The 21,410-nt window shown below is 43.5% G+C and carries 26 protein-coding genes and 1 pseudogene; 14 read left to right on the top strand and 13 right to left on the bottom strand.

What is annotated here, in order from left to right:
• Window positions 1-206: 206 nt before the first annotated feature.
• The 4 genes from AYW75_RS09275 to AYW75_RS09265 all read right to left on the bottom strand — a co-directional run bounded on the left by AYW75_RS09275 (window position 207) and on the right by AYW75_RS09265 (window position 2,989).
• Window positions 207-1,802, bottom strand: a complete 1,596-nt coding sequence (locus AYW75_RS09275; protein ID WP_067098594.1) for a sensor domain-containing diguanylate cyclase — start codon at window positions 1,800-1,802, stop codon at window positions 207-209.
• A gap of 66 nt (window positions 1,803-1,868) precedes the next feature.
• A complete protein-coding gene (locus AYW75_RS19225; RefSeq protein WP_082856460.1) occupies window positions 1,869-2,048 on the bottom strand; it encodes an ATP-binding protein in 180 nt (59 codons plus the stop codon).
• Complete coding sequence (locus AYW75_RS09270; RefSeq protein ID WP_067098592.1) at window positions 1,969-2,574, bottom strand: GAF domain-containing protein; 606 nt, start codon at window positions 2,572-2,574, stop codon at window positions 1,969-1,971. The genes AYW75_RS19225 and AYW75_RS09270 overlap by 80 nt, the downstream gene beginning before the upstream one ends.
• Window positions 2,575-2,593: 19 nt before the next feature.
• Window positions 2,594-2,989, bottom strand: coding sequence for a response regulator (locus AYW75_RS09265; protein WP_067098590.1), 396 nt, complete (start codon window positions 2,987-2,989; stop codon window positions 2,594-2,596).
• Window positions 2,990-3,372: 383 nt separating this feature from the next.
• Between AYW75_RS09265 and AYW75_RS09260 the strand changes: the two genes are divergently transcribed.
• From AYW75_RS09260 to AYW75_RS09230, 8 genes are all read left to right on the top strand, one after another.
• Complete coding sequence (locus AYW75_RS09260; protein WP_067098587.1) at window positions 3,373-4,188, top strand: alpha/beta fold hydrolase; 816 nt, start codon at window positions 3,373-3,375, stop codon at window positions 4,186-4,188.
• A gap of 65 nt (window positions 4,189-4,253) precedes the next feature.
• Window positions 4,254-5,684, top strand: coding sequence for a PAS domain-containing sensor histidine kinase (locus AYW75_RS09255; RefSeq protein WP_197478928.1), 1,431 nt, complete (start codon window positions 4,254-4,256; stop codon window positions 5,682-5,684).
• 210 nt (window positions 5,685-5,894) lie between these two features.
• Window positions 5,895-6,251, top strand: coding sequence for a response regulator (locus tag AYW75_RS18895; protein ID WP_197478927.1), 357 nt, complete (start codon window positions 5,895-5,897; stop codon window positions 6,249-6,251).
• 15 nt (window positions 6,252-6,266) lie between these two features.
• A complete protein-coding gene (locus AYW75_RS18890; RefSeq protein ID WP_331709522.1) occupies window positions 6,267-6,551 on the top strand; it encodes a winged helix-turn-helix domain-containing protein in 285 nt (94 codons plus the stop codon).
• On the top strand, window positions 6,548-7,066 hold the full coding sequence (locus AYW75_RS09245; protein WP_067098582.1) for a hypothetical protein: 519 nt from the start codon (window positions 6,548-6,550) through the stop codon (window positions 7,064-7,066). Before AYW75_RS18890 ends, AYW75_RS09245 begins: the two co-directional genes overlap by 4 nt.
• 15 nt (window positions 7,067-7,081) lie before the next feature.
• The gene (locus AYW75_RS09240) at window positions 7,082-7,858 is read left to right on the top strand and encodes an ATP-binding protein (protein WP_067098579.1); all 777 of its coding nucleotides are present in this window, start codon (window positions 7,082-7,084) and stop codon (window positions 7,856-7,858) included.
• A 55-nt stretch (window positions 7,859-7,913) separates the two neighbouring features.
• Window positions 7,914-8,228 carry a NirD/YgiW/YdeI family stress tolerance protein gene (locus AYW75_RS09235; RefSeq protein WP_067098576.1) on the top strand — a complete coding sequence of 105 codons (315 nt, stop codon included), beginning with the start codon at window positions 7,914-7,916 and terminating at the stop codon, window positions 8,226-8,228.
• Window positions 8,229-8,255: 27 nt separating this feature from the next.
• Window positions 8,256-9,065, top strand: coding sequence for a hypothetical protein (locus AYW75_RS09230; RefSeq protein WP_067098574.1), 810 nt, complete (start codon window positions 8,256-8,258; stop codon window positions 9,063-9,065).
• 135 nt (window positions 9,066-9,200) lie between these two features.
• On the opposite strand, the gene AYW75_RS09225 is transcribed toward AYW75_RS09230, so the two are convergent.
• Together AYW75_RS09225 and AYW75_RS09220 are read right to left on the bottom strand one after the other, a co-directional pair.
• Window positions 9,201-9,569, bottom strand: coding sequence for a DUF1622 domain-containing protein (locus tag AYW75_RS09225; protein ID WP_067098572.1), 369 nt, complete (start codon window positions 9,567-9,569; stop codon window positions 9,201-9,203).
• 148 nt (window positions 9,570-9,717) lie between these two features.
• Complete coding sequence (locus tag AYW75_RS09220; RefSeq protein WP_067098569.1) at window positions 9,718-10,926, bottom strand: oxidoreductase; 1,209 nt, start codon at window positions 10,924-10,926, stop codon at window positions 9,718-9,720.
• 125 nt (window positions 10,927-11,051) lie between these two features.
• Between AYW75_RS09220 and AYW75_RS19005 the strand changes: the two are divergent.
• The 3 genes and pseudogenes from AYW75_RS19005 to AYW75_RS09210 all read left to right on the top strand — a co-directional run.
• Window positions 11,052-11,225, top strand: a pseudogene (locus tag AYW75_RS19005) (LysR family transcriptional regulator); the annotation flags it as partial.
• 18 nt (window positions 11,226-11,243) lie between these two features.
• Window positions 11,244-11,951 carry a substrate binding domain-containing protein gene (locus AYW75_RS09215; protein ID WP_231886180.1) on the top strand — a complete coding sequence of 236 codons (708 nt, stop codon included), beginning with the start codon at window positions 11,244-11,246 and terminating at the stop codon, window positions 11,949-11,951.
• A 198-nt stretch (window positions 11,952-12,149) separates the two neighbouring features.
• Window positions 12,150-13,190 (top strand): GGDEF domain-containing protein, encoded by a 1,041-nt coding sequence (locus tag AYW75_RS09210; RefSeq protein ID WP_067098565.1) that lies wholly within the window; start codon window positions 12,150-12,152, stop codon window positions 13,188-13,190.
• Between the two features lie 323 nt (window positions 13,191-13,513).
• Here the strand turns inward: AYW75_RS09210 and AYW75_RS09205 are convergent, their stop codons facing one another.
• From AYW75_RS09205 to AYW75_RS09195, 3 genes are all read right to left on the bottom strand, one after another.
• Window positions 13,514-14,188, bottom strand: coding sequence for a M23 family metallopeptidase (locus AYW75_RS09205; protein WP_067098562.1), 675 nt, complete (start codon window positions 14,186-14,188; stop codon window positions 13,514-13,516).
• Window positions 14,189-14,634: 446 nt separating this feature from the next.
• Complete coding sequence (locus tag AYW75_RS09200; RefSeq protein ID WP_067098560.1) at window positions 14,635-15,021, bottom strand: hypothetical protein; 387 nt, start codon at window positions 15,019-15,021, stop codon at window positions 14,635-14,637.
• A 189-nt stretch (window positions 15,022-15,210) separates the two neighbouring features.
• Window positions 15,211-16,104, bottom strand: coding sequence for a LysR family transcriptional regulator (locus AYW75_RS09195; protein ID WP_197478926.1), 894 nt, complete (start codon window positions 16,102-16,104; stop codon window positions 15,211-15,213).
• A gap of 99 nt (window positions 16,105-16,203) precedes the next feature.
• Here AYW75_RS09195 and AYW75_RS09190 point away from each other — a divergent pair, with 99 nt between their 5' ends.
• Together AYW75_RS09190 and AYW75_RS09185 are read left to right on the top strand one after the other, a co-directional pair.
• The gene (locus AYW75_RS09190; protein WP_067098555.1) at window positions 16,204-16,527 is read left to right on the top strand and encodes a hypothetical protein; all 324 of its coding nucleotides are present in this window, start codon (window positions 16,204-16,206) and stop codon (window positions 16,525-16,527) included.
• A gap of 39 nt (window positions 16,528-16,566) precedes the next feature.
• Entirely contained in the window at window positions 16,567-17,256 is a 690-nt protein-coding gene (locus tag AYW75_RS09185) for a hypothetical protein (RefSeq protein ID WP_156490835.1), read from the top strand.
• 385 nt (window positions 17,257-17,641) lie between these two features.
• Here the strand turns inward: AYW75_RS09185 and AYW75_RS09180 are convergent, their stop codons facing one another.
• Window positions 17,642-18,544 (bottom strand): LysR substrate-binding domain-containing protein, encoded by a 903-nt coding sequence (locus tag AYW75_RS09180; protein ID WP_067098551.1) that lies wholly within the window; start codon window positions 18,542-18,544, stop codon window positions 17,642-17,644.
• Window positions 18,545-18,719: 175 nt separating this feature from the next.
• On the opposite strand from AYW75_RS09180, the gene AYW75_RS09175 reads away from it, so the two are divergent.
• Window positions 18,720-19,598 carry a pirin family protein gene (locus AYW75_RS09175; protein ID WP_067098548.1) on the top strand — a complete coding sequence of 293 codons (879 nt, stop codon included), beginning with the start codon at window positions 18,720-18,722 and terminating at the stop codon, window positions 19,596-19,598.
• Between the two features lie 132 nt (window positions 19,599-19,730).
• Here AYW75_RS09175 and AYW75_RS09170 read toward each other — a convergent pair whose 3' ends face one another.
• From AYW75_RS09170 to AYW75_RS09160, 3 genes are all read right to left on the bottom strand, one after another.
• Window positions 19,731-20,114: a nuclear transport factor 2 family protein gene (locus AYW75_RS09170; RefSeq protein ID WP_067098545.1), complete on the bottom strand. Its 384-nt coding sequence runs from the start codon at window positions 20,112-20,114 to the stop codon at window positions 19,731-19,733.
• Window positions 20,115-20,284: 170 nt separating this feature from the next.
• Window positions 20,285-20,707 (bottom strand): GNAT family N-acetyltransferase, encoded by a 423-nt coding sequence (locus tag AYW75_RS09165; protein WP_067098543.1) that lies wholly within the window; start codon window positions 20,705-20,707, stop codon window positions 20,285-20,287.
• Window positions 20,708-20,839: 132 nt separating this feature from the next.
• Window positions 20,840-21,361: a cysteine hydrolase family protein gene (locus AYW75_RS09160; protein WP_067098540.1), complete on the bottom strand. Its 522-nt coding sequence runs from the start codon at window positions 21,359-21,361 to the stop codon at window positions 20,840-20,842.
• Window positions 21,362-21,410 lie beyond the last annotated feature (49 nt).

The following is a 21,410-nucleotide window of genomic DNA, read 5'->3' as shown; positions in this document are numbered from 1 at the left end:
ACTTAAATTAAGCCGCACAACTATTACGCTATATAATCATTTATATAGCGTAATATCACAATACTAGTGTTTGAAAATTTAAAGAGGAACTGACTGTTATTAAATTATGGACGGGGAAATAATAGAAGGGGTGATAAGATATTATGAAAAAGTCGTTAACCATACCGCCTGCATTTGACTAAAATCAGAGCGAGACTAGCGAATCATTAAAGACTACCTAACATAGTCACCTGATTTCTACCGTTGCGTTTTGCCTGATAAAGCGCCTGATCAGCCATTTCAATAACCGCATCAGCATCCGCAAAACCTTCAGCGCTGCACACTATACCCGCTGAAAACGTACAGTTAAAATGGCTGTCTGAACAGCTAAACTGAATACTTTTAAACGAGTTTAAAAGTGACTCAAGCCGTTTTTTGGCATCCGCCGCTGAACAATCAGGCAACACTACCAAAAATTCCTCCCCGCCATAACGACCTGCACGGTCAGTGCGACGCAATTTTTTTTGTAGCAAGGATGCTATGGTGCTGATCACCACGTCACCCACGGCATGTCCTTGAGTATCATTGACGTTTTTAAAGTGATCCAAATCGATCATGGCGACACAAAATTGTTCACCACTGTGTTTCGCTTTATCAAACTCACTGTAAACCGTATCCTTAATCGCACCATGTCGCACTAACCCGGTCAAACTGTCACGCTCAATCAACGATTTAATATCACGATTACGCGCCAAGCGAAGCTTTACCGTGCTGACCAAGTTCTGATTGCTGATCGGTTTAGTAATAAAATCATCCGCCCCAAATGACAAGGCCTGCAGTTGTTGCTTAATATCATGCTCCGCAGATAAGAACATAATATGAAGGCTGCTTAATTGATCATATTGACGAATCACACCAGACACTTCAGAACCTAAGTATTCTGGCATATGCATATCCAACAGCAACAGGTCCGGTTTAAACGACAGCAAATCCGACACCGCTTGATCAGGAGACTCGATAATCTGAACCTCTATTCCCGCGGACTCAAGCACCCAGCTATAATGTTCCGCCAGTAACAGGTCATCGTCTAAAATGCTGACTTTTTTATCTGAAAAATTCATCTCATCAAACAATCGAGTTATTTTTTGCAATAAAAGCGTCATGTCGGGCAAACCGACAAAAAAGGCTTGAGCTTGGTGTCGCACGGCATTAACTCGCGCTTCAAAATCATCATCTTCGGAGCAAAGCAGTAGTTTGGTATCACTCTGTATGACATGCTCAAGCAGAGCATCTTGTGAAAAGAAAAGTTCATCAGCCACACGGGTGGCACAAAATAACAAAGCCGGCATATGTTCGTATAATGCCACCCTACAGTCGGCGAAAGATGAAAAACTTCGTACGCTAAAATCAAATGCTGTCAGTTGGGTTTCAATCGTTGCGCGATATTCAGAATCGGGCAACACAAGCCAAACATCTTGATTTATTTTTGCGGCGCCTTTAGCCTTGACCAAAGGCTGAGTCGATACGGAACGATCTTGGTTAGTCTCTCTAATAAAATCATCAATCGCGTCACTTAAGTTTAAACACGCAATATCAGAGTCTGGAGAGTCACGCACAAGCAACGCATTCACTTCAATTTGACGAGCCAAACGACCTAAGTAGTGCCACCCGAAACTACCGCAAGCGCCTGCCAATTGATGTGATAGGCTAATAACTTCGGGCACTTGAGAGAAGTCATGCAGCTTAAGTGAACAAGAAGCATCCGTAAGTAAAGCCGCTTTTTGTATTAACGTTTGATCAAAGTTGGCCTGTAACGACTTCATTGCCAGCTGTATCTCCTCAGGCGACTTTTTAATAGGCAAAACTCGTTACCCCTTCCTCATATTCATTTAAAAAGCTGGCGTAATTGGCAAACGCACATAAAACCTAGCACCACAACCAACAGCTGAAGTATAGCCTATACTGCCACCCATCCCTTCGGCTAATTCTTTACATAAAGAAAGCCCTAACCCTGTCCCGCCTTTTGTTTTGGAGCTGCTTGCATCCGCCTGTGAAAAGCGCTGAAAGATACATTAGCTCGCTGGCAACTAGCTTGTCGTGATCATGCTCTTGAAGTCGATCATGGATTTCCTGCTCGATCGCAGCTGCAAAACCTGTGGCGATTTCTCGCTCTTCAGCAGAAAAAATACGTGGTCGCAGACTAATAAAGCAGAGCGTACCAATCAACTGACTCCCATGCTTTAGCGGCACCCCCAGATAGGAGCGAACGAATGGCTCACCTAATACAAGAGGATTATTTGCAAAGCGCTCATCCTCAAGAGCATCAGCTATCTCAAAAATGGACTCACTAAGAATCGCATGACCACAAAATGATACGTCTCGCCCCATTTCGCACACGGTTAACCCTTGCTTTGACTTAAACCATTGACGATCGTTATCTATCAATGACATGAGCACTATATCGCTCTTCAAAGTCAACTGAGCCAAATGAGTCAATCGGTCAAACCTTGGCTCTGGAGACGTATCTAGCAATTGTGTCAACGTAAGAGCTGCCAGTCGATTCGCTTCATATGTAGGTTTGTCAGGCGCTTGCATAAAAGATCTCTACAAATTATTACGTATTTATAGTTTTTAAGTGTTGCTCGAAAATAGCCTCTAGTTGATTACCCAAATTGGCGACGTCAAAAGGCTTTTCAATCACCGCGATGGCACCAGCATCGAGATATTGCTGTTTCTCCGCGCTCTGCACACGAGCGGTCATAAACACCACGGGTATCGACTGGCAACTGTCTTTTTTCCGAATCTCTGATAACGTTTGCAACCCGTCCATACCCGGCATCATGGCATCCAGCAAAATTAAGTCCGGCTGCAGCCCAACGACTGCATCGCACGCCTCTTGTCCGCTACTGTAAGAGAAAAGGGTATAGCCGAACAAATCCACCAATGACATTTCAACAATGACCCTAATCGATTGATCGTCTTCTACATGTAAAATGCTATTTAATTGCATGTGATCTCCAAGAACAGCGGGGCTAGAAAATAGCTGTTACTAATAATGATAAAACTGGACTTTTATTGAAAATAAGCGTCTCAGCTAGTGTGGACTTACAAGCGCTTTTTCACCATAGAGTAACTTCCCTTTGATCTGCTTGCTTTCTCATAGTTCAAACGCCCTAATTCATTTATTCCACATAAACTAGGAGCAAGACAAAATAAGAATCAATAATTATAATCTATTATTTTTTATCGATTGGCATTATCACGGTTACTTAAATGCACAAATCATGACAAACACAAACTTATTATTTACTAAAAGATACCTTAAGGTATTTATTGACCATTATCATTTATCAACCACAATCATCTATAACAGTGCTACTTAGGAGTGTCTCGATGGACGTTTTGAGTCGAAACAATGTGCAAATCTCAGGAATACCGAGCAAGCCTGTGATTCTCTATGCCCACGGTTTTGGTTGCAGCCAAGCCATGTGGGACAGTACTCTTCCCGCTTTCAATGACAAAGCACGCCAAATTGCTTTTGATTTTGTAGGCAGCGGTCAATCTGATGTAAATGCATACCGCTTTGAACGTTATAAAACATTAGAAGGCTATGCTGAAGACATTATTGAAATCTGTGACACACTGAACCTTGAATCGGATGTCATTTTCATAGGCCATTCAGTCAGTTGCAGTATTGGCACTCTCGCCGCCAATGCTAGACCTAATCTGTTTAAAAAAATGATTTTTCTGGGGCCTTCCCCTTGCTTTTTGAACATGCCACCAGATTACATAGGCGGTTTTGAGAAAGCAGACTTAGAAGGTTTATTGGAATTAATGGATCAAAACTACCTTGGCTGGGCAAGTTACCTTGGTCCGGTGGTTGCCGGAGCGGATGCCGATCCGAAAATATCGGGGCAGTTGTCCGACAGCTTTTGTTCGACTGATCCTGTTATTACTCGGCATTTCGCCAAAGCCACTTTCTTTTCAGATAACCGAGAAGATTTTGCCAAGCTTGAAGTACCTAGCCTCATATTACAGCACAAGGAAGACGCGCTTGCGTCTATTGATGTGGGCAAGTATCTGCATCAACAGATAAAACACAGCACCCTGAAAGTGCTTGACGTAGCAGGCCACGCAGCTCATATGAGTCATCCGCATTTAGTCATTAATGCAATTGAAGAGTATCTTGGTTCGGATTTAAGTCGATGACGCCACCGTCAGAACTTAATGCACTTCCCTGCCCTCTGATTATCACGGATCAGGAGGGCAGAATCGTGTTCATTAACGACTGTGCTATAACGTCTTTTGAGCTAACAAAACCACACAACCTAGAACGTATTGAGCAGTTACTCCCCGCACCAGCTAAGGTTTTTATGCAAACCCACCTCTGGCCAATGCTTAGAGCTAATCGCGCGATCAATGAAATTTATTTAAAAATCAATCTGGCTAGCGGAATCACTATACCCGTATTATTGAATGCCGAAGCAGGTCAATTTAATGAGAAGCCCTGCTATCGGTGGGTTATTATGCCCGCGGCAGAGCGAGCCAGCTTCGAACAAGAATTACTGAAAGCACGCCAGCAATTACAAGAATACGCTCAAGAAGCAGATTCCAACCGCCATCTTTTGCAAACAGTGCTCGATGGTGCAGAAGACATTGCTATTTTGGCCATCTCAAAACTGGGTAAAGTACGTTTTGGCAATAAAGGTGCTGAAACGTTACTAGAACGGCAGACAGACAACTTAATTAACCATGCGATCGATAGTTTGTTTCATACCCTCGACCCCTGCCCACAACTAGAAGCATTTTACAAAACAATGAGCCTTGGTTCCTTAGCATCGAAGACAACCGCTGAAGACACTCCAAGTCCATATGTGTTCGAAACGAATATTCATCGAAAAAACAACACCTTCATCGATGTCCAAATCCAAATACGATGCCTTGACAGTCAGCTCGTGTCTGATGACATACATTATATTATGCTCATCACAAATATCAGCGAACGAAAACAGTATGAGACCTTACAAAACAACTTTATTGCCACCATCAGCCATGAGCTAAGAACGCCTCTCACCTCTATTTTAGGCAGTTTAAACCTACTCAATTCTGGTAAACTGGTGGACCTACCTAGCCCCGCAAAAAAACTCATACACATTACGGAAGAAAACACCCATCGCCTGAAACATCTTATCAGCGATATTATGGATTTCTCCAAATTGAAAACCACTAAAATGTCCATCAATATGGACTATCACCCTCTTTCTACTTTATTAGAAACCGCTGTAGAAGAGCATCGTTTTTATCGTATTGAAAAAAACATCTGCATCATCGCTGATACGCCCCCTGCTACCTTGGTATACTTGGATCCACAACGTTTCTTACAGATCATGTCGAACTTATTATCCAATGCCATTAAGTTTTCACCGAACCAAAGCACCATTACCTTAACCTCCGAAATTCTAGAAAGCAGCGTCTCTATAACCGTAACCGATCAAGGACCTGGGGTAAGCGCAGAGTTTCTTCCTATGTTGTTCACACCTTTTCGCCAGCAAGACGAGGTCACCAATAGACAATTTGAGGGATCAGGATTGGGGCTGGCTATCAGTAAGGGCCTAGCTGAAGCCATGGGAGGAAACATCACCTACGAGACAGCCGCAAACAGTGGAGCCGCCTTTACGTTGCACGTCCAACGAAACGCTGAATGATCAAATTGGTGATATGGTAATACGCCTTGACTCTAAGGTTTTCATTGCTGTGCAAGCTGGACAAGTCCATCTTATTTCAAACAAGGAATGGGGCTTATCAGTAGCGTTACTCTTTTTAAAAGGACTTCATGTAAACTTCACCTTACGCAAACGATAATCCGCAGTGGGTAGTTCTTTTTCGCTATTGGCGTTTCAACATAAGGATGCACTATGTATTTATTGCTGGTCGAGGATGATTTAGGCCTAGGCAATGTCTTGCTCAAGATTTTAAGTCGCACTTATCGGGTAGACTGGGTTCGCAATTTAGCGTCTGCTAAAAGTCACTTTCAAGCGGCACAATACGATTTAATCTTGCTTGATCTTGGGTTACCTGATGGTGATGGCATCGACTGGCTATTGCAATTACGTCGAGAAAGCGCTGATCAGCCTATTCTCATTTTATCAGCGCGAGACGGATTAGACGATCGAGTACAGGGCTTAGATACCGGAGCGGATGATTACTTAGTAAAGCCGTTTGAACCAGAAGAGTTGCAAGCGCGCATACGCGTGTTACTACGACGACACTAGGGCCGCCAACAGGAAATCTGTGAGCATGGCGACTTAAGCTATGATCAAAAATTAGATCAATTTCATCTCAATGGCGACGCTCTAAATCTGCCACAAAAAGAAGCACAATTACTGCTTATGCTTTTGCAATCGGCGGGTAATAAAGTGCATCGCAAGCGCCTTCTACAACGTATCTATGGCCTCGGTAATGATTCCGAATCCAATACGCTAGACGTTCATATTTACGCTTTACGAAAAATCATTGGCAAAGAACGCATTGAAACCGTGCGCGGTTTTGGTTATCGCTTGGTGAAACGATGAAATCAGCCAAAAAGAGCTTCAGCATTAAATCCATCGCATGGATTTTAGGTGCGTCCATGATCATCTCCAGTTTGATGGGGGTTTTCATTACCTACTTAGCGGCCGATGAAGAATTCAACGAAGTCTTGGAAGACGATTTGCAACAAAACGCAGACTTATTAAATGCCATGCTGGTGGCAACGGACGCCACACCAGAAGAGCTCACTGTATTTCTAAAAGAACACATTCGTAACGATGATGAAGACACAATATGGGTGACGGTTTATGACCTTGAGCAAGGCTGGCAAGTCTCTAACTTAGATCACACACGTCCTCTTGTAGAGCGAGGCTCCGATTTTATCAAAGCGGATTTTGAGGATTACGGCTGGCACGGTTATCAACATGACGAAGACGGGTTGGTCGTACAAATGTTTCGCCGTGATGACTTAACCGACGACATCATTGGTGATATCGCAGAAGACATTACCGCCCCAACGCTGATCGGCTCTGCATTGAGCGTATTCATTTTGATCTGACTTGTACGACTGATTGTGCGCCCCCTAACCGCTTTATCTAAAGAGCTTGATCGTCGTAGCAGTGATGATCTGTCCCCATTGCGCTGCGACACCCGTAATCAAGAAATCCAAATGCTGACCAATAAACTGAATCGTTTAATGTCAGAAGTCGATGAGGTGCTGACACGGGAGCGTCAATTTGCCAATGACGTGGCCCATGAGCTCCGTACACCATTAACGACCATTAAACTCGAACTGTCTTGCCCTGACCCAGACACACAAGCAATTAAGTCCGAAACCGAACGCGTTAACCGCATTGTAGAACAACTGCTAACCTTAGCGCGCTTAGAGCAGCAACATTGGAAAAAGCGCTTTGAAACCGTGATACTTGATGCACGTATGCAGGGTATTTTAGACAAATATCAAGATCGCTTTGCAGACCAACACATCGAGTTAATGACTGATATTACTCCCTGCTCAGTCCAAGGCGATGCCACCCTATTGCAGGTACTGATCGAAAACGTGCTGAGCAATATATTGCGCCACAGTAACGACTGCAAGACCGTTCAAGTAACACTCAGTCAACAGCAACTGGTCATACAAGATAACGGGCAAGACGCGCCAGAAAACTTACTCAACACAATCGATACTTCATCGCGCCGCCTCGACAGTAAAGGCGAAGGTCTAGGCCTAGGCTTAACCATCTGTCAGCGTATTGCAGCGATCCATCAGGCTTCGTTGCACTTTGAAAATGCCCAACCTGGGCTAAGCGTATGCCTTACCTTCTCTCACTCAATGACCACTTCAGGTTAACTTCATCTAAGACCAGTAATCTCTTCATTAACAACGACCCAAAAGGAGATGAACAATGAAGAGATTACTACTGACTACCGCCCTACTTGCCGCTAGCACTGTGACGATCGCAGCTAATGACATGCACGTATCTGACGCCTTAGACGCGCGCGACAACACTCAAGCCACTCTTACCGGCACACTGGGTAAATCTCTTGGTCATGAACGCTACGAATTTAGCGATGACAGCGGTCAAATGACGGTAGAAATTGATGATGATATTACCCGTCACATCACCTTGAAAAGCGGACAAGATGTAACGCTTTACGGCGAGATTGACCGCGAACACGACACCAATGAATTTGAAGTCGATTACCTAACCGTTAACTAATCGTCCCACGACTACAAGGAGTTCATAATGTCTGATCAATACCGCTTTAACATTCAAAAAAACCAGGTCGTCGGCATTCTAGAATGGGACGATGGCCGCTGGCAGCAAGAACATATCGATGCGGACGAGCGTTACTATGTTGAAAACAACATCGTCTACAAAGAAGAGCGAGACGATGGTGGCTTAGAAGTAACCGCATTTACCGATGATGACAACGACGGCATCTTTGTAGAAGGTCAAACGACCTACAGTCAAAGTACAACGGGCCAAGATTACTATACGTTCGACGTACAAGATAATGTCGTCATCGGAAAAACCGAATACGAAGCAGATGGCGATGTAGAGGACGAATCGATCTTTAATCACAGTTTTGAGATCAACAACAACCTCATCACAGAGTTTGAGCCTGAGCGTTCAGTTTTCGAAAAGACGGTCTACCAAGATATAAACAACGACGGTCAATACCACAAACTCTCCGAAGAATTTGTCCGCGATAACCATGACAGCGATCGCCAATCGACAGACCCTTTTGAGCCATTAAACACTGAGGATCAACAAGAAACCGTGCTGATTTTAAACACCCATCAGCAAGACAACGTTAGCTTTAATGTGGGCGATGATCTGAAAATCTTTAATTTCAACGCCACTGAAGGTGATCAGATTAACCTTTCGCAAGAATTTGGCATCAGCAACGCAGAGGAATTCGTGCAGCGTATAGAAGACATCGAACACGATGGTCACACCCTAGAAGTCGACCTAGGTCAATTAGGCGAAATCGAAATCGTCGGCATCACCAGCGAAGACATAACTTGGGATATCGTTAACTTTAGCAGTTAATGGCTATATTGAGCCTTACTGATCATGAAGAAGCCAGTTCGTGACGGAACTGGCTTCTTCGATTGGCTAAACTATTAATAAGTGACACATCACGCTTTCACGTAAGTGATTTTTAAACTTTTTTGCTTCAATCACTTAAGACTCTTTAGCATCATGTTTGCGCTCTTGCCAAGGCCAACGTCCCGTCAGCTCAAGATCCAGTGTGAAGCTCAAGAAAGTACGTATCAACACCACTAAGGCCAATACACCAACGGACTCAAAAGTCAGCTCAACCGCCACGGTATGAATAATATCTGCTGCTACAAGAAACTCTAACCCAAGCAAAATACCGTAACCCAACGTACGACGAACTTTTTTAAACACATCTTCTCTTGGTAGACCTTTGATAAGAAGCATCACGCCTTTAATCAAAGATACCGCCGCAAATAGAATGATAATACTTAACCCGAGAAATTCGATTCCCGCTGCACACCACTCAGCGATGGGCCTGATAAACTCGCTCATAGAAATCCTCACTTTAATTGTATTAACATTTAATAAGCAAAATTCTGACTTTCTTTACATCTCCAAAAAGACTAATGCATTTACAAACGAGAACCAATAAAGCGGCTTTACAATCCTCAAAGTGTGCTCATAGCGCTTTTTTTACTGCTTATTTGATATCTTGGAACATAGCAACCCAAAGGCTAGCTTGTTTTCGACTGCGTTCTTCATAATCGTCAATAGCCGTTTGTAGATCAGGCTCGTTATTATGTTCATCGACATTACCTAATCGAGCTAAAGCCATGGTATACCATGCCGTCATTCCTCCCTCAGGAGGCGACTCGAATCGAGGAAACTCTGGAATAGTGTTTATACCGTGTAACCAATCTGTTGGTAATTCTGGTTTCAGGATTAATACTCTCCCTAATCCTATAAAATCTACCATCTTTGAAGACATCACATTTAGAGCTTGTGTACACTCCTTAAAGCCTCCCGTTAGCGCTAAAGGTTTATTCGTTATACTTCTTGCCCTCATTGCAAAATCAATATAATAAGCACCACTAGACGCCCTATCAGAACTTGCTTTTGCTCCGGGAAAATAAGAGCCACCACTTATCTCGATCAAATCAACCGTTGTATGATTAAGAACCTGAACAACACCTAAGGCCTCTTCCTGAGTTAGTCCGCCCTCTAATTGATCAGAAGAATTCATCTTGATAGAAATGGGAAAAGCACCTCCAACCATTGCTCGAACTTTACTGATAATTTCTACAACAATCTTACTGCGAGCTTCGACAGAACCACCGTATTTATCTGCTCGACGATTAAAAAGCGGAGACAAAAATTGGCTAAGCAAAAAACCATGATCTGCATGAATTTGCACACCAGTAAAGCCTGCCTTTTTGGCGATTTTTGCTGCACTGGCGTACTGATCAGGTAAGCAAGATACTTCTTCTTCGGACATGCCCAAGCATTCAAACTCTCCGATTTTAAGTGTCGAAGGACCTTTCAATTGGCGTATAGGCTGGTAAGCAAGCGCCCCAGCGTGACCTAATTGAGCCCAAATATGAGCGCCATTTATTGAGGCTCGACTGGTTAACGCCTGTAGCGATTCATAATTTGAATGATCACCTAAAACAATGTTCCCTGGTGATTCTGGATAATTTGGATCCACTTGCACCTCTCCAACGATCGACAACCCCACGCCACCTTCCGCCCAACGCTGATAGAGGCGAATTTGGCATTCAGTTGGATTGCCTTCGCCATCAGCAAGTCCATCGGACATTGCAGATTTAAGAAGACGGTTTTTTATGGTTGCGCCACAAGGCAAATCAAATGAGCAGTCCAATAAAACATTGCTTTCTAAAGTTTGAATCATATCGGCCTCTTGAACTCGTCGTGTTTAGATACTGTATTAATTCTTAGCACTAGAGACATTATGGCCACATACTACTAAACTAAAAACAGACCAATCCTATAAACACTATTAAATATTTGTTAACAATGAACCTATCTGATCTACAGTTATTTATTCGAATAGTTGAAACTGGCAGCCTGACAGAAACAGCTAATCAGTTAAATATCACGACTGCTGGTGTCAGTTCAGCGCTTAAAAGATTGGAAAAAAATTTAGAGGTACAACTGTTTATTAGAAGCACTAGGCAACTTAGAATTACTCCTCAAGGGGAACAGTTTTTGTTTCACTGCCGTCAAGCCTTAAATAGCCTAGAACAGGGCCGCCTTTCAGCACATCAAACACAGGGTAACGTAACCGGTAAACTCAGACTGTCTGTGTCATCGGATTTAGGTCGTAACACCCTATTACCGTGGATAGACGAGCTATTAGAAGAGCATCCGTTATTGTCGATTGATTTAACCGTCGGTGATTCAGTTTCTGATTTTTTTCTTGAGCAAGTTGATATTGCCCTGCGTTATGGGAAACCTGAAGACTCATCCATGGTGTCGTTTAAAATCGCAACGGTAAAACGAATCACCTGCGCCGCGCCTGATTACATATTGGAGCATGGTGAGCCTATTACGCCAGAGCAACTCACCACTCATAAGTGTTTATTATATCGTCGAGCAGGCCGTTTTTTTGATCAATGGCATTACTCAAATCTTACGAATACCTACAAAATTAAGGTCGAAAGCAATCGCGTCAGTAATGACACAGATATTGTCAAACGATGGGCCGTTGCAGGAAAAGGCATTGCATACCGTTCTTATATAGATATCTACTCAGAACTAAAAAACGGACAACTTGTTCAACTGCTGCCTAACTATGAATCACCAACAGTAGAATTGCATTTGATCTGTCCTAGTAGAGAACAAATTACCCCTGCCGTTATTGCCCTCAGGGAGCTACTAAGAAGCAAGCTATCGGCAAACGTATTCGCACCGTGATAGACGCTAGAAGAAATAGGTTTGAGAGCATAAAAACAGTTCAGGCAAGAATTTGGGGATGATCCTCAGGTATTAGAAGCCGCCTGAAAGTCAGTAATAATACTAATTAAATCTGGCCCCCGATTGATTTTAACAGTCGTTTTTGGCGGTCAATGACGCTAAAATCAATAAACCATAGATAAAGGACTAGACGACAACGTGATAAATAAGATCCTGAGTAAATGTTTTAATATTGATTCGTCTGATGAACAACATCGATATCTGACGATCTTACTTACTTCTATTATTTTTGTCAGTGCTGGGATTATTGGTTTTTTAATCTATAACATTAAAACTGGCCGCTACCCAGTTTTAATCGCTGCTGAAGCCATCAGCGCCGTTCTTTGCCTATTGAGTCTTTATCTACTATTAGTAAAAAAACAAATTAACACAGCTGCGTTCCTACTGCTTTTAGTTGTCATGGCAATTTGTTTTCTGGTAATGCTCCAAGTCGGTAATAAGTCAAGTTCATTAGCTTTGGCGCTCCTAAGCCCTGTGCTTAGCGTGTTTTTATTAGGTTTTTGGCGTGGCGGTATATTCAGTCTGTTGTATTTTGCTGCTTTTTCTTGGTTGTGTATTCATCACATTGGGATATGGAAACCCGCTCCCTTCCACTTTGTCAGCTATATACAGCTCTCTATGATTTACATCCTGCTGTTTGTGTTCGCTTGTTTCTACGAATCCAGTCGCATCAGATCACATCAATTATTGAAAGCATCAAACAAGAAGCTAAAGACACTTGCCTCAACTGATGGCTTAACAGAACTTAAGAACAGGCGCTTCTTGGAAGATATGCTGCGTAGCACCCAAGAATCAGCGCATTTCGCCATGTTAGATGTTGATAACTTTAAAAGCATCAATGACAACTACGGACATGAAGTTGGTGATACCGTTTTACAAAAAATCGCTTTCATATTGAAAGAGACAGTTGGTCATGATGGTACAGTAGCTCGCTGGGGCGGTGAAGAGTTTGCCATACTCTTTAACTACGAAGATGAGAAGAAAGCAAAGTTTCAAATAGATACTGTTCAACAAATTATTGCAGAATATGACTTTGAAATAGGCCGGAACGTCACTGTTAGCATCGGTGTAGGCAGCTTCTTCCCTAAAGATCATAAAACCTCACTCATCAATATTGATAAAGCTATGTATGTTGCCAAATCCTCTGGGAAAAACTGCATTCAATTTGTTCTTGAATAAAGGCAAGCAAAGAACAACAACAGTCCTGAGATCACCGATAGCTCAATAACCCTTACTCCACAAATAAAGAACCACTTCGCCATTTCAGATACGTGGCTCTACAACCTTGTTATTTTTTATTCGCTTATTTTAGTAATCAGATCATTACTAAGGCCGGTTTGAGCTACTTAAGTTATGGTTCAACAAAAACTTCTCCACAATACTTTTAAGGCCTAACAACATCTTTGCTAACTATTGAGACCCTACTCCATCTTTCGCTTAGACGTTGCTACTATTAGTGATTAGTGATTAGTGATTAGTGATTAGTGATTAGTGATTAGTGATTAGAACTTTATTATTTCAGATCTAGTTGGAATAGAGTTTCTAACAGGCTTCCAAACACCATCTCTCCAAACCTCATAGCTTTCAAAGCAACACGGAAGACCTTTAGAAGATTTTAGGTCAACGCGATCCATCAGCTGCACATGTAAGTGTGGAGCTGATGAGTTACCTGAATGACCAAGCTCGCCAATTAACTCACCAGCAACAACCATATCACCTACTTTTGGTTTGATTGAGCCTGTTTTTGCATGAGCAATAAATACACAGCAGTTTTTTCCTTCAATTATTAAATAGTTCCCGCCAAGCTTATGGATCTGTCCTCTCTTATATGAAAAGAAAAGCTCATTGTAGAAAGCAAAACCAATATCACTAAGAATATGTAAACGATTTCGTTCTTTAACAGAATTGAATACATCACACACTAAACCATCAATTGGTGAGTAAATAGGTTGTCCCCAACCAAAGGTATCTGAAAGTTTCACCCTAGCGAGGAAGTACTCCGAAAGAGATTTATTGTGCCATGTTAGTAAGTCGTTCTTATTTTTCCTAACTTGGATAAAATCATAGGCGTAAGTCATGCCCCATTCGTGTGTGCCATGACTTGGAACTCTATCACCTGGTGAAGTAGTCGCCACATACTCACCCTGCAAAGGGGCTTTAATTACTATTGGATCCACATATCAATCCTCGAGCTACTCCTTAAAAAGAGGCGTGTTGTTTGCACACCCTTCTTGCTTGACTTGTTACGTTTTGGACCATACAGCAAGCTAAGGCCAAACATGAATAATACTATTGCCAGAAACCCATAGTATTACGCCCAAGAAATGATGCTACCCGTAGGGTGCAGCAATGCAAAAGAAATTAAGGCTACATATTACCCAATCTGAGTATTCAATAACAAATGACATCGACTTTCGGACGATTAATAATGCGACCTTGTGGGCTGGCCCGCCTTTGAAACTAAAATACCCAGTACTAGTAACCGCGCATAGAGCACTTACCATCTCTGTGATCTAATTTATTAATTCTCAGTACATTCAACACTCTGATTGACTTGTGAACGCTACCCCATCTTCACCCGTACTCAAAATGGAACGCCTAGTTGCGCGCTTTAACTTCAATCCTAGCTCCGAGCAACAGCTACTGCACAAACCATCAAAATGATTGTGACTGGAGACCACAAGATTCTTTCCTTTTTACTCGGTGTAATGGTGTTTAAAATCGCACTTAGTACACACAAAGTAACAACAAACCAAATAGCCGATTTTGAGAACACAAAGTAATTTTCTAAAACTAAACCTGCGCGTGTTAACACTACAATCGCTGCAAATCCCATTAGCAGCATTTGTACTATCGCACTAACTCGAAGTATTGGCGAAAAACGGCCAGGGAACTTACCACCCATTGCCATTTCTCCCCAAGGTGCACCTAGTGCTAGCGCTAATTGAAACAGCATGACAATTGCAGTAAAAAAACCAAAAACGTATGCAGCTGTGTTTGTATCAAGCATTCTTTTCCCTAAATTTCATTTACGCATAAAACTTAAATCAATGGCCCGACGTTAGCAGGATCAGACTGCATTTTCATGTTACTCGGTAATTGGCTATGTTTCATAGTGTAAGTGCAGTAACTTGTTCATAGTATTTAGTATTAGTTTAGAAGACATTCTTAAGCTAGTAACGATTTTTACAGCACGTGTTTAATTATAAGAAAACTCCGATACCAAAAAATCAAAGACTCGTCTGATTCGACGGCTAGTTCGCAATTCATTATGGGTCACTAGCCATAGATCCATGGTAATTAGAGGAAGTTCCGAGATAACAACACGTTCTACCAACGGCTCGTTATCTCCAATTTCTTCTACTGTGGCAGTAATAGCCATACCTTGTTTGACTAATTCCCACTGAACAATATGGCTATTTGATATAATGGGGAAGTTCTGTTTGGTCAGATTAAAGCCTTGTGAATTGAGCAAAGTCATCAGGCGGCCTGATTTCTCACTATCAATAAAGTTCGCCTTGTTCAACTCAGCGATCGACGGAGGGCTTTCCAGTTTCTGTAGATAGCTTTTTGCTGCGTAGAGGTGACCTTGAACACTGCACAATTTGTTTGCAATCAACCCTGGCTGCGTCGGACGAACACTTCGGATCGCAATATCAGCCTCTCTTCGACTGAGATCACGTTGCTCATTAGTTGAATATATTTCGATTTCAATGCCAGGCTCCTGCTCCCGTAACGACTTTATCATGGGCGGCAGCATAAACGTGGAAAGGAGTTCGGACGCAGTAATGCTAACGTCACCCTTTAGCACATCTGATTTACCCGAAGCAGATAAAGAAAATTGGTTAGCGGCATCACCCATCAGTCGTACATGTTCCAACAATTTGATGCCATTAGGAGTTAACTCCAGGCCTCGACCTCGTCGGATAAATAGATCAAATCCAATTTCACTCTCCAGCGCCGCTACTTGTCGCCCCAAAGTAGGTTGCGTCATTCCCAATGATCGAGCTGCTGCAACTAAAGAGCCTTCTTCCGCCGTCACCAAAAAAGCCCTGGCACGATTCCAATCGAATGTTATTGATTTCCAATCCATACAAATATGCATATCTGAAGCCAAAAATTGATTGTATTGCTTTCATTTACACATTGGTAGGCTTATCAACGTTAAATCACGTTAACAGGATTGGTAGAGATGAAATTACCCACTATTGCGCTTCTAGTAGCAACGCTTTCGCTGAGCGCGTGTGCGAGTCTGATGCAAACGGCTTCTATTTCCGAAGCATACAAGCACTATGATCTTCAAAAATACGAACGTACGCTGGCGCTAATCTCCCAAGCAGAAAACGCAAAGGAAATGTCGACTGAAACAAAAGCCGAATTGACTTACTTAAAAGCAAATACATATGAGAGGCTAGGTAAGAGCGAAATAGCTTACACCTATTACGAATACTTAGCACAAGAGCACAGCAATTCGCAATACGGCTACCTCGCTGCTCTGCAATTGAATGCACGTTAATCACTCAACCTTGAGTTAACTTTTACCAGAGATTCTACATTGAAAGACATCATCGTTTGGGCAATACATGCCCCTGCAGGAACGCTTGCATTAATAACATCAGTCGTTGCCATGTGCGCAAAGAAAGGCAGTGTGCTTCACAAGAAAGCAGGTACCTATTTTATCGCATCCATGATGGTCATGTTGGTTTCAGGTATTACAACCGGTTACCTCAAAAGCTCAATTGATGACATGGTATTAGGCACAATAGTGTTATATACCTTGTTTACCGCTTGGTTAACCGTACACCATAAAAAAAATGAAACTGGTGTCCTAGAAGTAATTGCCTTGGTATGGGTTGTCGGTTTCGCCATTACTGCATTTTCTATCAGTATGGGTGGGCTCGAGGCAGATGTGTCGCCCCTAGCCTATCTAATCTGGGGTTGTTTCGCGATTTTCTGCGCACTAGGGGACATCCGTAACCTTTATCAGTGTGGGTTTTCTGGCACTCAACGCATTATCCGTCATGTCTGGCGCATTGGTTTTTCAATCCTTTGGGCAGCATTAGCATTCACCGACAAAATCGTAAAAATGATGGGCGCTAACCTTAAGAGCATGCAAGAAGAGCAACTACTATTCATTGTGGCGATACCAACTACGCTCATACTTATCACTATCTTATATTGGGTAACCCAAATCCTGTTTTTCTCCCGAGAGAAATTCGCGCGTTACGGAGAGCAAACTGGATAAATGACAATGCCTAAATTGTCCAAAAAAAACGTCAAGTGTAATTAGAATCTGGGCGTTTTCTACTAACTTGCTGGAGTTTTCTGAATGTCAAATAACGCCTGCCCGACAAGCAGCTTGTAGTGAACTTTTTTGTGTGATGCTAACGCACAGCGACAACACAAATATACGTAGCGAAAAGTTGTCATAATCATACTAATTTTCACCTGATTCCGATTGATTATTGATCTGCATTATCGTCAGCATGTCAAAATTCGGCTTTGAGGCATGATCGGGGATGGCAGTAGGTCGGCATAGCTAGGCAGCGCAGAAAAAGCTTGATCTGTGCGTTGTCAACGGTGCCCAAATCGAAGATCTACAACCTTTCCTAGTTTTCCGGAAACACCAACTAGATTGCAACAATCCTCGGCAATTCGTCGCGAAGAAAATTTGCAAAATGTGATACCGTCGGCGGGACGCCTTGGCGAGAAGGCATCAGCAGGCTGATATCTGCGTTTCCTGCTGTCCAGTCTGGCAGAACACGTACTAGGCGCTTGGCACGCAGTTCGTCCCGGCAGGTGTAAAGCGGTAAAGCCACAATACCCAGACCCGCCGACGCCGCATGCTTGAGCGTCACCATATCATCACTGCACAGAAGCGGCTGATAAGGTTTCGAAAAGGTAGAGCCATCAGAAGTACGCAGAACCCAATGACCCGTATCCTGCTTCCAGCCAAGTTTTAGTCCAGCGTGACCTTCAAGATCTTCTGGATTCATAGGTATGCCAGCCTGCTCGAGATACGACTGTGAGGCAAGTAGCCCCCAGGTTACGGTGGCCAGTCGGCGTTGTATTAGCGTAGAGTCTGGCAAGGGCGCAGCGTGCGCGCGAATCGCGATATCCACACCAGTGTCAATTATATCTATCGCCTGGTTGGTAACCTGCTGAATGATCTCCACACGAGGATACGATTTCAGAAAACGGGCGACCAAAGGGCTTAGTGCAAATTGCGCCATGCCCACAGAACAGGTCATGCGGACTTTGCCGGTCAGTATGTTGGAGCTTTCTTGAATGGCGGTATTTGCCGCCTCGATCTCATCGACCGCTTTGCGCGCGTGCTGATAAATGGCTTCACCCATCTCGGTCACTTTGAACTGGCGCGATGTGCGCTGAATGAGCCGGACACCCAACTGGTCCTCAAGCTGGCTGACATGGCGGCTGAGGCGGGACTTGGGGATGTTAAGTGCTCTCCCCGCTGGTGCAAAACCCTTTTTCTCGACCACCTTTACGAAATAGAAATAGCCGTTCATATCCATCACTCCCTCCCTCAATAGCCGAAACACTACTCGCCGGTTACGGACTTATTGGCCCATATCGTTCCAATTATAGGATGATAAGTTCGAATATTGCCACTTTTTGCGCTCGTCGTTCCAAAGTATGCTTGCCTTCAACGAGTTAAGAGACTAACCAGACAGCCATTGGGAGATGAACATGAAACTGCAAGCCACTTACAACAATGATCATAAGAGCCTTCAGTTAAGCCAGCCAGCCAGAGGCAAGCCCCTGAACATTGGCGAGGGCTTTGAGGCGCTGAGCTTCAAGCACGACCAATTCAGCGGCCTGATGGACCCGTTGGTCATGCTCGACCATTACACCATGAGCCGCCCTACCTTTGGCGCTCACCCGCATGCGGGTATGTCGGCCCTGTCCATACTGTTTGAGGACAGCGAAGGGGTATTCAACAATCGCGATTCGCTGGGCAATAACATTGGACTGCTGCCTGGCGACGCCTACTGGCTCAAGGCCGGAAGCGGCGCCGTCCACGATGAAAAGCCCACCGAAGGGTCGCGCACTCACGGACTACAGATCTTCGTGAATTTACCGCAGCGCCACAAACAAGATGCACCCACCTCGAGACATGTGCCCTCTAGTGCGATGCCGGTAATCACAGGCGAGGGTTTCAGGGTTCGAGTCGTGCTGGGGGAGAGCAATGGCACGCAAGGGCCGCAATCGCCGGCACTGCCGCTGACTGCACTGGACGCCTTTCTGGATGCCGGCAGCGAATACGCCCACGACGTTGACGCCCATCAGTCACTGCTGGTCTATGCCGCGAGTGGCCATCTCACCGTCCGCCTGGGCGATCAGGACATCCACTTGCCTGAACAACACGCCATTGCCATGCAGCCTGGCGCGAGCACTCAAACCTTGCACTTGGCCAGCGCGAAAGGAGCTCACTTTGTGGCTCTGCAAAGTGCGCCAGTTCATGAGCAGTTCGTCCAGAAAGGGCCGTTCGTGATGAGCACTATGGCCGACATTCAAAAGGTAACCGCTGCATATGAGGCTGGCCAGTTCGGGCCCATAGCCGAATAGCAGCGTTTGCCACATCCGCACTAAGCTGTAGGCGGATAACGCCGTATCGAAATTGTATCTATCCAAACCAATGATTGAGAAGCAAAAGCGCCATGCCTTAGAAGTCCGCTTAAACGCCTTGTTACGTAACGATTAAAACATCGAATTGTTGTTGGCTGATTCTTTTGGGACCGCTTGAATTGAATCCCAATGTTCGACTATTTTTCCGTTTGAATCAAAACGGAAAAAGTCCATCGTTACGTACTCTTCACCGGCTGGCCATGTTTGCCTTGTATGCAAAGCAACCTGATCACCTTCAGCAATAACTCTCAAAAACTCTATATCCTTTTTTGGATAGTCCCGAGACATTTCTTCAAAGTAATCAATAAAGCCCTGCTTACCATCAGCAACAACTGGATTGTGCTGGATGTAATCATCACCAACATACAACTCTACTGCTTTAGCTGGCTCACCCATGTAAGCAGTTCTATAAAAAGCGATTGCATTCTCTTTGTTGTGTTTATGTTTATTCATCATAGCAACCTCATGAAAGATAGTTTTAGACTAACAGTATGAGATATCGAGGTTTTTCACCAGCAATGGATTAATACTTGTCATATAACACCGCATTAAACTGTGACGCATAAGTCCCATACTTCGAGCGAAGCAAAACCGTTAAGCGTTAGGAATCATCCTTAAATGCTTTGTTACGAGCACCCTTGAAACACACACTGAACCTTCTTGCCATTAAATCCGATGCTTTCGTAAAACTTGTGCGCATCATGCCTCTTTTCGTTACAACGTACTCTGAATTTACCTAAATTTTCATCTTGAGCATATTGGACTAAAGCTCGACCAATACCCTGACCACGATTTTCAGGAGAAACAACTAAACCACCAATTTCAAAAAAGTTGTCAGACGCTAGACGTCTAGCATAGAAAAGATGTAGCCAACCAATAATTTGACCTTGCCACTCCGCTACAAATACTTGGTCTTGAGCGGAATTGAGCAATTCTTGAAGTTTTGTAACGGATTCAGTGGAGGATAACCGAGAATAGCCAAGGTGTTTAGAAACTTTATTGATACCGTTGGCATCGGATTCTGAAGCAGATCTGATGATGTATTCCACTCGAAATTTCCTCCTAATTCATAACACCCACCTAAGAGGCTGGCAACGCATTACCACTAAACTCAAACGCAACCACCGCGGTTAATTGGAACTCGAAACGCCGCGCGTTGACAGCTCCTATTGATGACTTTGTTAGCCCGAAGTTAATGTTGTCGTAGAAATAAGCTCAATATTAGGATGCTTAGACAAAGTAAAGCTATGGTGAGCGATAATTGAAGAGGCATCTGAATGAGCTTTATCATGAGTTGTATGGGCGTCATCTACTAAAGTAACTTTATAGCCTTTGGTTGCAGCACTAAACGCCGTTCTATCTATACAGAAATCTGTTGAATAACCGCATACAAATACATGCTCAACCCCATTTTTGTCTAGATACTCGTCTAAATCGGTATTCTGGAACGAATCTGGCGTACTTTTTCGAACCTTGTAGCTGGAAGCATTAATTGTTAAGCCTGAAAACAGTTCCCAAGCATCGCTCCCTGGCACTAATACCCCTGGTATTTCGTGCTGTATAAATACAACCCCAATTTCAGACGAGCTAGCGTGACTCAGTAATTGCTCAATGTTGCTAATTACATTCTCTGATAAATATGGTGGGTTGGTTGATCCAAAAACTCCATTTTGTACATCTATGACTAAAAGTGCCGATTTCATGTTATATCTTCCTTGGTCAAACGCCGCCATATGAGGCATTGTTTATAGA

This window comes from Marinomonas atlantica (assembly GCF_001639725.1).
In the GTDB taxonomy this organism is placed as follows: Bacteria; Pseudomonadota; Gammaproteobacteria; order Pseudomonadales; family Marinomonadaceae; genus Marinomonas; species Marinomonas atlantica.
Note: the sequence above shows the minus strand (reverse complement) of the source record. Positions and strands in the feature narration are given on the sequence as shown.

What these genes read in the sequence shown, in the direction of transcription:
- AYW75_RS09260 (WP_067098587.1), top strand. Translation starts at nt 3,373, where the DNA reads ATGGACGTTTTGAGTCGAAACAATGTGCAAATCTCAGGAATACCGAGC.
- AYW75_RS09195 (WP_197478926.1), bottom strand. Translation starts at nt 16,104, where the DNA reads ATGGATTGGAAATCAATAACATTCGATTGGAATCGTGCCAGGGCTTTT.
- AYW75_RS09230 (WP_067098574.1), top strand. Translation starts at nt 8,256, where the DNA reads ATGTCTGATCAATACCGCTTTAACATTCAAAAAAACCAGGTCGTCGGC.
- AYW75_RS09265 (WP_067098590.1), bottom strand. Translation starts at nt 2,989, where the DNA reads ATGCAATTAAATAGCATTTTACATGTAGAAGACGATCAATCGATTAGG.
- AYW75_RS09170 (WP_067098545.1), bottom strand. Translation starts at nt 20,114, where the DNA reads ATGATGAATAAACATAAACACAACAAAGAGAATGCAATCGCTTTTTAT.
- AYW75_RS09220 (WP_067098569.1), bottom strand. Translation starts at nt 10,926, where the DNA reads ATGATTCAAACTTTAGAAAGCAATGTTTTATTGGACTGCTCATTTGAT.
- AYW75_RS09190 (WP_067098555.1), top strand. Translation starts at nt 16,204, where the DNA reads ATGAAATTACCCACTATTGCGCTTCTAGTAGCAACGCTTTCGCTGAGC.
- AYW75_RS09180 (WP_067098551.1), bottom strand. Translation starts at nt 18,544, where the DNA reads ATGGATATGAACGGCTATTTCTATTTCGTAAAGGTGGTCGAGAAAAAG.
- AYW75_RS09275 (WP_067098594.1), bottom strand. Translation starts at nt 1,802, where the DNA reads ATGAAGTCGTTACAGGCCAACTTTGATCAAACGTTAATACAAAAAGCG.
- AYW75_RS09225 (WP_067098572.1), bottom strand. Translation starts at nt 9,569, where the DNA reads ATGAGCGAGTTTATCAGGCCCATCGCTGAGTGGTGTGCAGCGGGAATC.
- AYW75_RS09160 (WP_067098540.1), bottom strand. Translation starts at nt 21,361, where the DNA reads ATGAAATCGGCACTTTTAGTCATAGATGTACAAAATGGAGTTTTTGGA.
- AYW75_RS09235 (WP_067098576.1), top strand. Translation starts at nt 7,914, where the DNA reads ATGAAGAGATTACTACTGACTACCGCCCTACTTGCCGCTAGCACTGTG.
- AYW75_RS09245 (WP_067098582.1), top strand. Translation starts at nt 6,548, where the DNA reads ATGAAATCAGCCAAAAAGAGCTTCAGCATTAAATCCATCGCATGGATT.
- AYW75_RS09270 (WP_067098592.1), bottom strand. Translation starts at nt 2,574, where the DNA reads ATGCAAGCGCCTGACAAACCTACATATGAAGCGAATCGACTGGCAGCT.
- AYW75_RS18895 (WP_197478927.1), top strand. Translation starts at nt 5,895, where the DNA reads ATGTATTTATTGCTGGTCGAGGATGATTTAGGCCTAGGCAATGTCTTG.
- AYW75_RS09200 (WP_067098560.1), bottom strand. Translation starts at nt 15,021, where the DNA reads ATGCTTGATACAAACACAGCTGCATACGTTTTTGGTTTTTTTACTGCA.
- AYW75_RS09175 (WP_067098548.1), top strand. Translation starts at nt 18,720, where the DNA reads ATGAAACTGCAAGCCACTTACAACAATGATCATAAGAGCCTTCAGTTA.